Origin of the sequence: Halomonas sp. BDJS001, from assembly GCF_026104355.1 — a bacterium.
GTDB lineage: Bacteria > Pseudomonadota > Gammaproteobacteria > Pseudomonadales > Halomonadaceae > Vreelandella.
The window spans coordinates 1,972,614-1,984,874 of record NZ_CP110535.1 but is presented as its reverse complement, the minus strand read 5'-3'; the positions used below and the strand labels follow the sequence as shown (position 1 = coordinate 1,984,874).

The following is a 12,261-nucleotide window of genomic DNA, read 5'->3' as shown; positions in this document are numbered from 1 at the left end:
GCGGGGCCGTCCATACGGGTGCCTCGTGTTGCTCGTTCCTCGCAAAACTCGTTACCACGCGCTACAAAACCCCGCTCCTCACCACTTACGATTCACACCTCACACCTCACACCTCACGCCTTACCCTCACTCTTTATCCTGATAGAACTGCATCAGGCTTGAGAAGTCGAGTTTACCGTTGCCTTTGGCTTTATGCAGGGTGAACAGTGAGCGGGCGGCGGAGCCCATGGGGACTGCGGAGGCGCTTTGCTGACTGACATCCATGGCGAGGCCTAAGTCTTTGATCATCAGGTCGACCTGAAAACCGCCCTGGTAGTTATTGGAGGCCGGTGCGTTTTCCATGACGCCTGGGTAGGGGTTGTAAACATTGAGCGCCCAGTTACCACCGGAGCTCTGCTTCATGATTTCTGAAAGCACCGCGGGATCCAGGCCGTTCTTGACGCCCATATTGAGCGCTTCGCAGGTGCCCGCCATCAGGATAGAGAGCAGCATGTTGTTGCAGGCTTTGGCCACCTGCCCTGCGCCGTGATCTCCGGCGTGGAAGATGTTTTTTCCCATGGCTTCCAGTACCGGCTTGGCCAGCCTGAACTCGACCTCGCTGCCGCCCACAATAAAGGTCAAGGTACCCGCTTGCGCACCGCCCACGCCACCGGAAACCGGCGCATCCACAAAGCCGATACCCAGCTTCTCGCCCTCTTCAGCAACACCTCGGGCAGTGGCACCATCAATGGTAGAGCAGTCGATGACCAGCGCTCCACGTTTGATCACTTCAAACAGCGGCGCATCGTCTTCAATATATAGCCCGCGTACATGCTTTCCGGCGGGCAGCATTGAAATGATAAAGTCGGCATCGGTGGCAGCTTCCTGGGCCGAGAAAGCCACTTCACAGCCATTCGCTTTGGCGGTCTCTTGCGCCTCTTGAGAAAGATCAAAGGCGCGCACGTCAAAGCCTGCTTTTACTAGGTTGGCAGCCATGGGGCCACCCATATTGCCCAGGCCGATAAATGCGATGGTGTTCATTTTATTATCCTTATTAGCCGGTAATGGGAAGATTATATTAGCGTAGATCCGCCAGCGGATTTTGCGACCATGCGGAAGATAGTAGCTCGTTGATAAAGCTCTCCTCTACCGAGGCCACATCTGGATACGTCCAGTTCGGTTGCCCGTCTTTATCGACAAGCAGCGCGCGCACACCCTCGGGGAACTCACGGTGGCGGCAGCACTGCACCGAGAGCGACATTTCGGATTGGAACACCTCTGACAGCGACATATGCTTGGCGCGCTTTAGCTGCTCATCAATCAATTTAACAGAGACAGGGCTACCGTGGGCCAGCGTTTGCTGGGCTTTGACAAACCATTTATTGTCGCTTTTTACTGCCGTAATGGCGGCGACAATTTGCTCCACGCTGTCGTGATCCATCAACTCGCGAATCAGCGGTGAGTGCTGGTATACGGGCGCTTCCATCTCAGCAAATACAGGCTGGGATGTTTGCTCAAGCTCACGCATGATGCGGTTAACCACCCCGTTGGCATCGGTATTCTCACCGGCTCCCCAATGTGCGTCGGTCAGTTGCTGCAGCATGGCATCACGGTGGTGGCTGGCGATACAGCGGTCAGCCAAGCCTAGATGTACAGCATCTGGCGCATTGATCTGGCAGCCGGTCATGGCTAGAAAGCGCCCTGCGCCGTTGGGAAGCCGGTTTAAAAACCAGCTGGCGCCAACATCAGGGTAAAGCCCAATGGTGACTTCCGGCATGGCCAAACGCGAGGTCTCGGTCACGACACGGTGGCTACTGGCGCTTAACAGCCCCATGCCGCCGCCCATCACAATACCATTGCCCCAGCAGATCACCGGTTTGGGGTAGGTATGGAGTAGAAAATCGAGCCGATACTCGGTCTCGAAAAAGCGCTCGGGGAAGCTGGGGTCGCCCTCGCCGGTAATCGTTTTATATAGATTCACCACGTCGCCACCGGCACAAAACGCTTTTTCGCCAGCGCTGTCCAGCAGCACCGCCACTACCCGCTCGTCAGTGGCCCAGTTGCGAAGGCGCGGCAACATCTCTTCACACATCTCAAGCGTTAACGCGTTCAGCGAGCGCTCGGCGTTGAGCTTAACCTCAGCAATCACGTGACCGTCTTGGGTGGCGTGTTCAGTAAACAGTACGCTGCTCATTGGCATTCCTTATCCGTCGCTATCGTTTCCACCGTTATCTTATTCATCGTCATTTACAGCTCGGTGGCGCCATCTGCCAGCACCCGACGGGAGATGATCAGCCGCATGATTTCGTTGGTGCCTTCAAGAATCCGGTGTACCCGGGTATCGCGCACGTAGCGCTCCATGGGGTACTCCTTGATATAGCCGTTGCCGCCGTAAAGCTGAAGCGCTTCGTCGCATACCTTGAAACCCACATCGGTAGCGAAGCGTTTGGCCATGGCGCAGTAGGTCGGCGCATCGGCGTGGCCAGCGTCCAGCTTGGTAGCAGCCATGCGCACCAGCTGCCGGGCGGCCACCAGCTCGGTGACCATATCGGCCAAGCGGAACTGCAGCGCCTGGAACTCGGCTAAGCGCTTACCGAACTGTTTGCGCTCCAGCATATACTCCCGCGCTTTGTTGATCGCCTGCTGGGCGGTGCCGATAGAGCAGGTAGCAATATTGATACGCCCGCCGTCGAGGCCCTTCATGGCGATTTTAAAACCGTCGCCTTCATTGCCGAGCAGATGATTGGCGGGCACCCGAACGTCCTCAAAAGTGATCATGCGGGTTGGCTGGCTGTTCCAGCCCATTTTCTCTTCCTTGCGCCCATAGCTAATGCCGTCACTCTTGGCATCGACCGCAAACGCCGAAACGCCGCTGGCGCCCTCACCGCCAGTGCGCGCCATGACCACCAGAAAGTCGGTGCTACCGGCGCCGGAAATAAACATCTTACTGCCAGTCAGCACGTAGTGATCGCCATCGCGCTTGGCGGTGGTTTTCAGCGAGGCGGCGTCGGAGCCTGAGTTAGGCTCGGTTAAACAGTAAGAACCCAGCAATTCCCCCGTGGCCAGCCTTGCGCCCCACTGCTCGACCGCTTCCGGCTTACCGAAATCCGCCAGCATCCAGGTCACCATATTGTGAATGGTTAGATAAGCGGTGGTAGAGGTGCAACCCATGGAGAGCTGTTCGAAAATGATGCTGGCATCCAGACGTGAAAGGCCTAACCCGCCCACGCTCTCGGGGGCATAAAGGGAGCAGAAGCCCAACTCGCCCGCTTTGCGAATCACATCGACAGGGAAAAACGAGGTCTGATCCCACTCGGCGGCGTGGGGCTCCAGCTCGTTTTGGGCAAAGGCCCGCGCCATATCGGCAAAGGCGACCTGGTCTTCATTGAGCTCAAAATTCATGGCGTATCTCCGCTAATGTGCGAGCACACAGGGTGTTGTCGTTATAATTGACGTTTACGTTAACTTATCTATTTACCAGACCACAAGCAACATACCAGCGCTTGCGACCTTAGGCTTAGACCCAAAAGGCTAGAACCTAAATGGCTTGGATAAAAAAAGGGTGCCAAACGGCACCCAACGGGAAGAATCAGTGAGTACGGCACAGAGCAGTCGCTCTTAAAACCAACTCTTTAAAACCGCTATTACAAACGGCTACTTAAAGTTTTTGCGGTACATTTTATCCAGCTCACCGATGATTCCGCTGCGGAAGCTAAGTACACAGACCACAAAGATAATCCCGAGAATCACGCTAACCCAATTGCCCAGCGGCGACTGCGCTAAGATGTGCTGCAGGCTGACTACTATGCCTGCCCCCATCAAGGGCCCAAGCAGAGTTCCCACACCGCCTAGCAGGGTCATCAAGATCACCTCGCCGGACATATGCCAGTGCGCATCGGTCAGCGAAGCCAGCTGGAACACCACGGTTTTGGTCGAGCCCGCCAGGCCCGCCAAACCCGCGGAGATTACAAACGCCACAAGCTTATAGGCGTCAGTGTTGTAACCCAGCGATATTGCCCGGGGCTCATTTTCACGAATGGCTTTTAGCACTTGACCAAACGGCGAGTGCACCGTGCGCTGAATCAGAGCGTAGCCAAACAGGAAGATCACGAAGACGAAGTAGTACATCGCCAGATTGCTGCGCAGACTGATCACCCCAAACAGCTCGCCACGGGGCACGCCATGCAGCCCATCTTCTCCGCCGGTAAAGGGCGCCTGGATGTAAACAAAGAACATCAACTGCGCCAGCGCCAGCGTTACCATGGCGAAATAGATACCCTGGCGACGAATGGAGAGCAGCCCAAATAGCGCACCCAACACGGTTGCCAGCAAAGTGCCTGCAATAATGCCCAGCTCTGGGGTTAACCCAGGGTAGCTTGCCAACAGGTAGCCGGTTACGTAGCACCGGTGGCCAGAAATGCCGCATGACCAAAAGAGAGTAGCCCCGCATAGCCAAGCAGCAGATTAAAGGCGCAGGCAAACAGCGCAAAACAGAGCACTTTCATTAAGAATACGGGGTAGGCTAAGAATGGTGCCAGCAACCCAACGACAATTAGCGCCACATAGAACATATTGCGGCGAAACTTAGCCCGCTTCTGACGCTCCAGTACGGCGGATGGTGCCGCTATTGTTTGAGATTCCACCATGCTTATGCCTCCTTACCGAACAGCCCTGCAGGGCGCAACATGAGCACGAGGATCATGACGAGAAAGATCACCGTATTGGACGCCTCGGGGTAATAGACTTTGGTCAGCCCTTCGATAACCCCCATGGAGAGACCGGTAATAATAGCGCCTAAAATCGAGCCCATACCGCCGATCACCACCACGGCAAAAACTACGATCAACAGGCTCGACCCCATGGTCGGCGAAACCGGATAGAGCGGCGCAGCCAACACACCGGCAAACGCGGCCAAGCCAACGCCAAAGCCATAGGTAAGCGTGATCAACAGCGGCACATTAACGCCAAACGCCTGCATCAACTGCGAGTTTTCAGTCCCCGCGCGAAGGTAAGCACCCAACCGCGTACGCTCGATCATGAACCAGGTAAACAGGCACATCGTCAGCGCTGCTACCAGCACCCAGGCGCGATAGGTAGGTAGGAACATAAAGCCAAGGTTCAAACCACCCTGCAGAATTTCTGGTGTTGCGTAGCGTGCCCCGGAAACACCGAAGAAGTTGACCAGCGTACCCTCAAAAATCAGTGCTAAACCAAAGGTTAGCAGCAGCCCATAAAGGTGATCCAAGTGAGCGATTCTGCGCAGCAAAAAACGCTCAAGCAGCACACCAAAGGCACCCACCACCAGCGGCACTAATAGCAGCGCCAGCCAGTAATTAATACCCAAATAACGAAAGCCTAACAGCGCGGCGAAGGCCCCCAGCATGTATTGCGCCCCGTGGGCAAAGTTGACGATCTTCAACAGGCCGAAGATGACCGCCAGGCCCAGGCTGAGCAGTGCGTAGAAGGCGCCATTCACAAGGCCCAGCGTTAGCTGCCCCATAAAGACGGCCATTGGCACGCCGAATATCATCGTCATAACGCGACTCTCCTCGCCGTAGAGCAGTTGGCGGCCACTTGCCGCCAACTGGCTCTACACGTCACTTGCGATTGCTATCTGATCCAGGCGCTGCCTGGAAATCAGTTCTGCACCAATTTGCACTGGCTTTCAGACAGCGGGCGGTAGGCTTCTTCGGCGGGAATGGTGCTGAGGATTTCGTAAAGATCCCACTCACCGGTAGACTCTTCGGGGGTTTTTACCTGGGCCAGGTACATATCGTGGATCATGCGGCCATCTTCACGAATGGTACCATTACGGGCAAAGAAGTCCTCAATGGGCATTTCGGCCATTTGCGCGCGCACGGTTTCTGGGTCGTCGGTGCCCGCGGCTTCAACGGCTTTCAGGTAGTGCATGGTACTGGAGTAGATGCCCGCCTGAACCATGGTCGGCATGCGGCCCACTTCATCAAAGTAGCGCTGTGCCCATTCGCGGGACTGCTCATCCATGTCCCAGTACCAACCGGTGGTTAGTAACAGGTTCTGGGTGGCTTCCAGGCCAAGGGCGTGCACGTCATTCAAGAAAATCAATAGACCGGCAAGCTGTTGCCCGGATTGCGTCAGTCCAAACTGACTGGCCGTAGTGATCGCGTTAACGGTATCAGCACCGGCGTTGGCCAAGCCAATAATTTTCGCACCGGAGCCCTGCGCTTGAAGGATGTACGAAGAGAAGTCGCTTGTGGGGAATGGATGACGAACGCCGCCGACAATTTCACCGCCGCTCTCTTCCACTACTTTAGTTACATCGGCTTCCAGGGCATGACCAAAGGCGTAGTCAGCGGTCAGCATAAACCACGTATCGCCGCCCTGCTCTACAACGGCCTTGGCAGTACCATTAGCAAGCGGATAGGTGTCGTACACCCAGTGAATATGGTTAGGGGTGCAGTGCTCGTTGGTAATGCTAGACGCCGCCGAGCCGGAAACGATGCCCAGGCCGTTGTTCTCTTCAAGCACTTTGGTTACCGCAATAGACACAGAAGACGCTACCAAGCCGCCCACCATATCGACGTTATCCTGATCGATCCAACCACGCACGGTATTAGCCCCTACGTCTGCGCTGTTGCGATCGTCAGCACTGGAAATAACGATGGGGGCGCCATTGACGCTGCCACCAAAATCGGCCACCGCCATCTCCATGGCGGTCAAACCGCCTGGGCCTGCGAGGTCGCGATAAGTGCCAGACATATCGGCGAGGTAACCAATACGGACTTCACCATCACTCATATCTGCCTGAGCAGTGGACACAGCGAGGCTTGAAGCTGCCGCCACGGCGATGCTGGCAGCCAGCGTTTTTTTCATAAAGGTCATGTTCGTCTCCTGGCCCTGGGGCCTTGTTGTTGTGATATAGCGGTTATGGTGTGCTTGAGCGGTTGTGTAACGATCTACCAAGTAAATGATGCAATTATTGTTCTTATGGACAGCGAGTGTGTCGTCAGGTACGTCTAATGGTGCGCTATACCCCTAGCATTGAGTTGAGATGTTCCCGCCGCGATGGCAGCTGCGCGGCGCTAATTTCTTCGACAATCTGCCCGTGATCCATCACGAAGTGGCGATCCGCCAGCGGCGCCGCGAAGCGAAAGTTTTGCTCTACGAGCACAATGGTCATCCCGCGCTCTTTTAGCTGAACCAGCACCTCGGCAAGTTTCTGTACAATGACTGGGGCAAGCCCTTCGGTAATTTCATCGAGTAGCAGCATGCGAGCACCTGTACGCAGAATGCGCGCCATAGCCAGCATCTGCTGCTCGCCACCGGAAAGTCGCGTGCCCTGGCTTCGACGCCGCTCATAGAGGTTCGGAAACATGGCGTAGATTTCGTCCAGGCTCATACCGCCGGAACGTACGGTAGGCGGGAGCAGCAGGTTCTCATGCACGTCTAAGCTGGCAAAAATGCCGCGCTCCTCAGGGCAGTAACCGATGCCTAACCGTGGAATATGGTGCGGCTTCATATGCAGCGTTTCATTACCGTTGATCACGATAGAGCCGGTGCGGCGCCCCACCATGTTCATGATCGACTTGAGCGTGGTGCTACGCCCGGCGCCGTTGCGCCCCAGCAGCGTCACCAGCTCGCCACGCTTCACATCAAAATTGACGCCGTGCAGGATATGCGACTCGCCATAAAAGGCGTGTAGATCCTGCACACGCAACATTTCCAAGCTTTGCGTGTTCTCAACAGGCGCTTCGGCCTCAGCGATGTTCATACAGCAGCACCCTCTTTTTCAGAACCATCCTCTTCCGCGGCGTCGCTGCCCATATAGGCCTCACGCACCAGAGGGTTCCGGGAAACAGCATCGTAATCGCCCTCGGCCAGAACAGCGCCTCGCGCCAACACGGTGATGCGATCACACAGGCGGCTAACGACGCTTAAGTTATGCTCCACCATTAATACAGTGCGCCCCTGGGAGACGCGCTTAATCAACGCCACGATACGGTCAACGTCTTCCGCCCCCATGCCCTGAGTAGGTTCATCGAGCAGCATCATGGTGGGATCGAGCGCCAAGGTGGTGGCTAGCTCAAGCGCTCGCTTGCGCCCATAGGGCATCTCTACCGTTAAGGTATCGGCGTACTCCCGTAGCCCCACTTCTTCCAGTAGCTCAAGGGCGCGCTCATTAAGGTGATCCAGGGATTTCTCAGATTTCCAGAAATGAAACGAGGTACCCAGTTTTCGCTGTAGGGCAACCCGCACATTCTCAAGTGCCGTCATGTGAGCAAACACCGCAGAGATCTGAAATGAGCGCACCAAGCCTAACTGAGCAATTTCGTTGGATTTTTTACTGGTGATCGACTTGCCACGATACAAAATGTCGCCGCGGGTAGGCGGTAAAAATTTGGTCAGCAGATTAAATACTGTGGTTTTACCAGCGCCATTAGGCCCTATCAGCGCGTGTATGTGCCCTTCCTGCACCTGAAGATTGACGTCGTCCACGGCAGTAAAGCCGCGAAACTCTTTGGTCAGCCCTCGGGTTTCGAGGACAGGTCCCTGAAGGACATCGTTTGCACCCATAGAGTGATAAGCCTCTTATTGTTTTTGTGCTGAATCGTTTTGCTGAATCTTTTCAGGTAAGGCAGTGACGGCCGCCACTGCCTTACCTGAACGTAAGGTGTATGTGCAAACTAGCAACTCTCGCTATGGCAATACAATTACAACTTTGGTCTATCGGCGATATTTTGTTGTATCAACAACCAACTTCAAACTATAAATATCAATAGCTTATATTATTTCAACGCTTTTCAACTGCTAGCAGTTATTGCTTTACGTTAACGTAAACTTGTTTTAGCCTCAGTGGCAGTGTTCCATAGAAGGCATATCGTAGGAACAAGCTTTAAGAATTATTGTTAACAACATGCCTTTTTGAGAGAACGTCACCATGAGCAAAACTTACTCGATTAGTGAACTGGCCAGCGAATTTGATTTAACTACCCGAAGCATTCGCTTCTATGAAGATCAAGAACTGCTTCATCCCACACGCCGCGGGCAGACCCGGGTTTACAGCAGTAAAGATCGGGTTCGGCTCAAGCTCACCATTCGTGGCAAGCGGCTGGGATTTTCATTGGCCGAAATTCGCGAGCTATTCGAGTTATGGGATGAAACTCGCAGCGGCAGTAAAAAGCAGCTGCATTTAATGCTCAGCAAAATAGCCGAGCGCAAGGCGGCTCTCGACCAGCAGATGAAAGACATCACCATGGTTCAGTTAGAACTTGAAAGTGCCGAAATTCGCTGCCGCCAGGCGTTAGAAGAGCTAAATGAAAAAGGGCCACACGAAACACAAACCGAAGATGAGCGAACGAGTACTTCCGAGAAAACCGCCTCCTCCTCTTCCGCCACTATGCACTGACTCGGCGCCCGGTCATCTAATACGCCATTCGACTCGCCGATACAGCTAGCCAGCATAGTTTGCAAACACCAATAAATTAGCAACAGGTGATTGACCATGTTTTCACACTACTCAGAACTTAATTTTGGCCTCGACGATGAGCTGAACATGCTGCGTGAGCAGGTCAACGCCTTTGCGGCCAGCGAGATTGCCCCCCGCGCTGCCGAGATCGATCGCAACAACGAGTTCCCCAACGATTTGTGGAAGAAGTTTGGCGATATGGGGCTGTTAGGGATTACCGTGCCTGAAGAGGATGGCGGCAGCGGCATGGGTTATCTTGCCCACTGTATCGCCATGGAGGAGATCTCTCGGGCCAGCGCGTCGGTAGCGCTCTCTTACGGCGCCCACTCCAACCTGTGCGTCAACCAGATCAAGATTAACGCCACTGCTGAACAAAAAGCCAAGTACCTGCCCAAGCTGATCAGTGGCGACCACGTGGGGGCGCTTGCCATGTCCGAACCCGGCGCGGGTTCCGATGTGGTCTCGATGCAGCTGCGGGCCAAGCAGAGTGGCGATCACTACATCCTTAACGGCAATAAAATGTGGATCACCAACGGCCCGGATGCGGATGTGCTGGTGGTCTATGCGAAAACGGATCCAGACGCCGGCTCCAAAGGCATCACTGCCTTTATTATCGAAAAAGGCATGCCCGGCTTCTCCACCGCCCAGAAACTCGACAAGTTGGGCATGCGCGGCTCCAACACCTGCGAGCTGGTGTTCCAGGATTGCGCCGTTCCCGCTGAAAATATTCTCGGCGCAGAAGGTAAAGGCGTTCGCGTACTCATGAGCGGCCTGGATTACGAGCGCACCGTGCTGGCAGCAGGCCCCATTGGCATTATGCAGGCCGCCATGGATGTGGTGATGCCCTACATCCATGAGCGTAAACAGTTCAACCAGTCGATTGGTGAGTTCCAGCTGGTGCAGGGCAAAGTGGCGGATATGTACACCACCCTGAACGCCTGCCGCGCCTATTTATATGCCGTTGCCGGTGCCTGCGACCGCGGCCAGACCTCGCGCAAAGATGCCGCTGGGGTGATCCTTTACTGCGCGGAAAAAGCGACGCAAGTCGCGCTGGACTCCATTCAGTTGCTTGGCGGCAACGGCTATATCAACGAATACCCCACCGGGCGCTTGCTGCGTGACGCCAAGCTGTATGAAATCGGCGCAGGTACCAGCGAAATTCGCCGGATGTTGATTGGCCGTGAACTGTTTACTGAAACCAAATAAAAGGCCGCGCCATGAGCACTGTGAATAGCCAGATCAATCCGCGCAGCGATGTGTTTCAAGCCAACGAAGCCTCCATGCTGGGTGAAGTGAACAAACTGCGTGAGTTGACCGCCGCCGTCGCTCAAGGTGGCGGCTCCAAAGCCCGCGAGCGCCATGAAAGCCGCGGCAAACTGTTTGTGCGTGACCGCATTGATCACTTGATAGATGAAGGCTCGCCGTTTTTAGAGTTTTCTGCCCTGGCAGCCCATAAAATTTACGACAGCGAGATTCCCGCCGCGGGCGTAGTAACCGGCATTGGTCGGGTGTCCGGCGTGGAGTGTGTGATTGTCGCTAACGACGCCACGGTAAAAGGCGGCACCTACTTTCCGCTGACGGTGAAAAAGCACATACGCGCCCAGGAGATCGCCCGCAAGCATCGCCTGCCGTGTATCTATTTAGTTGACTCCGGCGGCGCCTTCCTGCCCCGCCAGGATGAAGTCTTCCCCGACCGCGACCACTTTGGGCGCATCTTCTATAACCAGGCAACCATGTCCGCCGAAGGTATTCCGCAAATTGCCGTGGTCATGGGCTCCTGCACCGCGGGCGGCGCTTACGTACCCGCCATGGCGGATGAGTCGATTATCGTTAAAGAGCAGGGCACGATTTTCCTGGGTGGCCCGCCCTTGGTGAAAGCCGCCACCGGTGAAAGCATTAGCGCCGAAGACCTGGGCGGCGCTGATGTGCACGCCAAAGTGAGCGGTGTCGCCGACCACTATGCGGAAAACGATGCCCACGCACTACAGCTGGCCCGCGACTGCGTGTCGCGCCTGAACTGGCAAAAGCGCGGCAAGCTCGCCATGCAGGCGCCCAAGCCGCCCAAGCTCGACCCTGCTGAGCTCTACGGTATTGTCGGCACCGACCTGAAAAAGCCCTACGACGTCCGTGAAGTGATTGGCCGCATTGTCGACGACTCCGATTTTGACGAATTCAAACGCTACTACGGTGATACCCTGGTGACCGGCTTTGCGCATATTCACGGCTATCCAGTCGGCATTGTGGCCAACAACGGCGTGCTCTTTTCTGAGAGCGCCGTAAAAGGTGCGCACTTTATCGAGCTCTGCGCCCAGCGCAAGATTCCGCTGATCTTCCTACAGAACATTACCGGCTTTATGGTCGGTTCCAAGTACGAACACGAAGGTATTGCCAAGCATGGCGCCAAGCTGGTCACCGCCGTGGCCTGCGCCAAGGTGCCCAAATACACCGTCCTGATTGGCGGTAGCTTCGGCGCCGGCAACTACGGTATGTGTGGCCGCGCCTATGACCCCCACCTGCTGTTTATGTGGCCCAACGCGCGCATTTCAGTGATGGGCGGCGAACAGGCAGCGGGCGTACTGGCCCAGGTGAAGCGCGAGCAGCACGAGCGCGAAGGCCGCGAGTGGAGTAAAGAGGAAGAAGAAGCCTTCAAGCAGCCCACACGGGAACAGTATGAGCATCAGGGCCACCCCTACTACGCCAGCGCCCGCTTGTGGGATGACGGCGTCATTGATCCGCTGCAAACCCGCGATGTGCTGGGGCTCTCTCTGGCTGCCGCGATGAACGCAGAAGTCGAAGAGACACGCTTCGGCGTGTTCCGGATGTAAGGGGCAATCACC

General features: G+C 55.6%; 10 protein-coding genes and 1 pseudogene. 3 read left to right on the top strand and 8 right to left on the bottom strand.

The genetic code is table 11. The annotated features are described in order from the left end of the window. Window positions 1-126 precede the first annotated feature (126 nt). From mmsB to OM794_RS08955, 8 genes and pseudogenes are all read right to left on the bottom strand, one after another. Complete coding sequence (gene mmsB, locus OM794_RS08990) at window positions 127-1,020, bottom strand: 3-hydroxyisobutyrate dehydrogenase (protein WP_226249563.1); 894 nt, start codon at window positions 1,018-1,020, stop codon at window positions 127-129. Between the two features lie 37 nt (window positions 1,021-1,057). Next, window positions 1,058-2,173, bottom strand: a complete 1,116-nt coding sequence (locus OM794_RS08985; RefSeq protein WP_226249564.1) for an enoyl-CoA hydratase/isomerase family protein — start codon at window positions 2,171-2,173, stop codon at window positions 1,058-1,060. Window positions 2,174-2,226: 53 nt separating this feature from the next. After that, window positions 2,227-3,381: an acyl-CoA dehydrogenase family protein gene (locus OM794_RS08980; RefSeq protein ID WP_226249565.1), complete on the bottom strand. Its 1,155-nt coding sequence runs from the start codon at window positions 3,379-3,381 to the stop codon at window positions 2,227-2,229. A gap of 252 nt (window positions 3,382-3,633) precedes the next feature. Next, a pseudogene (locus OM794_RS08975) lies at window positions 3,634-4,625 on the bottom strand (branched-chain amino acid ABC transporter permease). 2 nt (window positions 4,626-4,627) lie between these two features. Further along, complete coding sequence (locus tag OM794_RS08970) at window positions 4,628-5,515, bottom strand: branched-chain amino acid ABC transporter permease (protein ID WP_226249567.1); 888 nt, start codon at window positions 5,513-5,515, stop codon at window positions 4,628-4,630. Window positions 5,516-5,616: 101 nt separating this feature from the next. Next, entirely contained in the window at window positions 5,617-6,840 is a 1,224-nt protein-coding gene (locus tag OM794_RS08965) for an ABC transporter substrate-binding protein (protein WP_226249568.1), read from the bottom strand. A 145-nt stretch (window positions 6,841-6,985) separates the two neighbouring features. Beyond that, window positions 6,986-7,729, bottom strand: a complete 744-nt coding sequence (locus tag OM794_RS08960; protein WP_226249569.1) for an ABC transporter ATP-binding protein — start codon at window positions 7,727-7,729, stop codon at window positions 6,986-6,988. Further along, window positions 7,726-8,532, bottom strand: a complete 807-nt coding sequence (locus OM794_RS08955) for an ABC transporter ATP-binding protein (protein ID WP_226249570.1) — start codon at window positions 8,530-8,532, stop codon at window positions 7,726-7,728. The genes OM794_RS08960 and OM794_RS08955 overlap by 4 nt, the downstream gene beginning before the upstream one ends. A gap of 364 nt (window positions 8,533-8,896) precedes the next feature. On the opposite strand from OM794_RS08955, the gene OM794_RS08950 reads away from it, so the two are divergent. The 3 genes from OM794_RS08950 to OM794_RS08940 all read left to right on the top strand — a co-directional run bounded on the left by OM794_RS08950 (window position 8,897) and on the right by OM794_RS08940 (window position 12,249). Continuing rightward, window positions 8,897-9,364, top strand: coding sequence for a MerR family transcriptional regulator (locus OM794_RS08950; protein ID WP_226249571.1), 468 nt, complete (start codon window positions 8,897-8,899; stop codon window positions 9,362-9,364). 96 nt (window positions 9,365-9,460) lie between these two features. Further along, a complete protein-coding gene (locus OM794_RS08945) occupies window positions 9,461-10,630 on the top strand; it encodes an isovaleryl-CoA dehydrogenase (protein ID WP_226249572.1) in 1,170 nt (389 codons plus the stop codon). Between the two features lie 11 nt (window positions 10,631-10,641). Then, window positions 10,642-12,249: a carboxyl transferase domain-containing protein gene (locus OM794_RS08940; RefSeq protein WP_226249573.1), complete on the top strand. Its 1,608-nt coding sequence runs from the start codon at window positions 10,642-10,644 to the stop codon at window positions 12,247-12,249. Window positions 12,250-12,261: the final 12 nt, after the last annotated feature.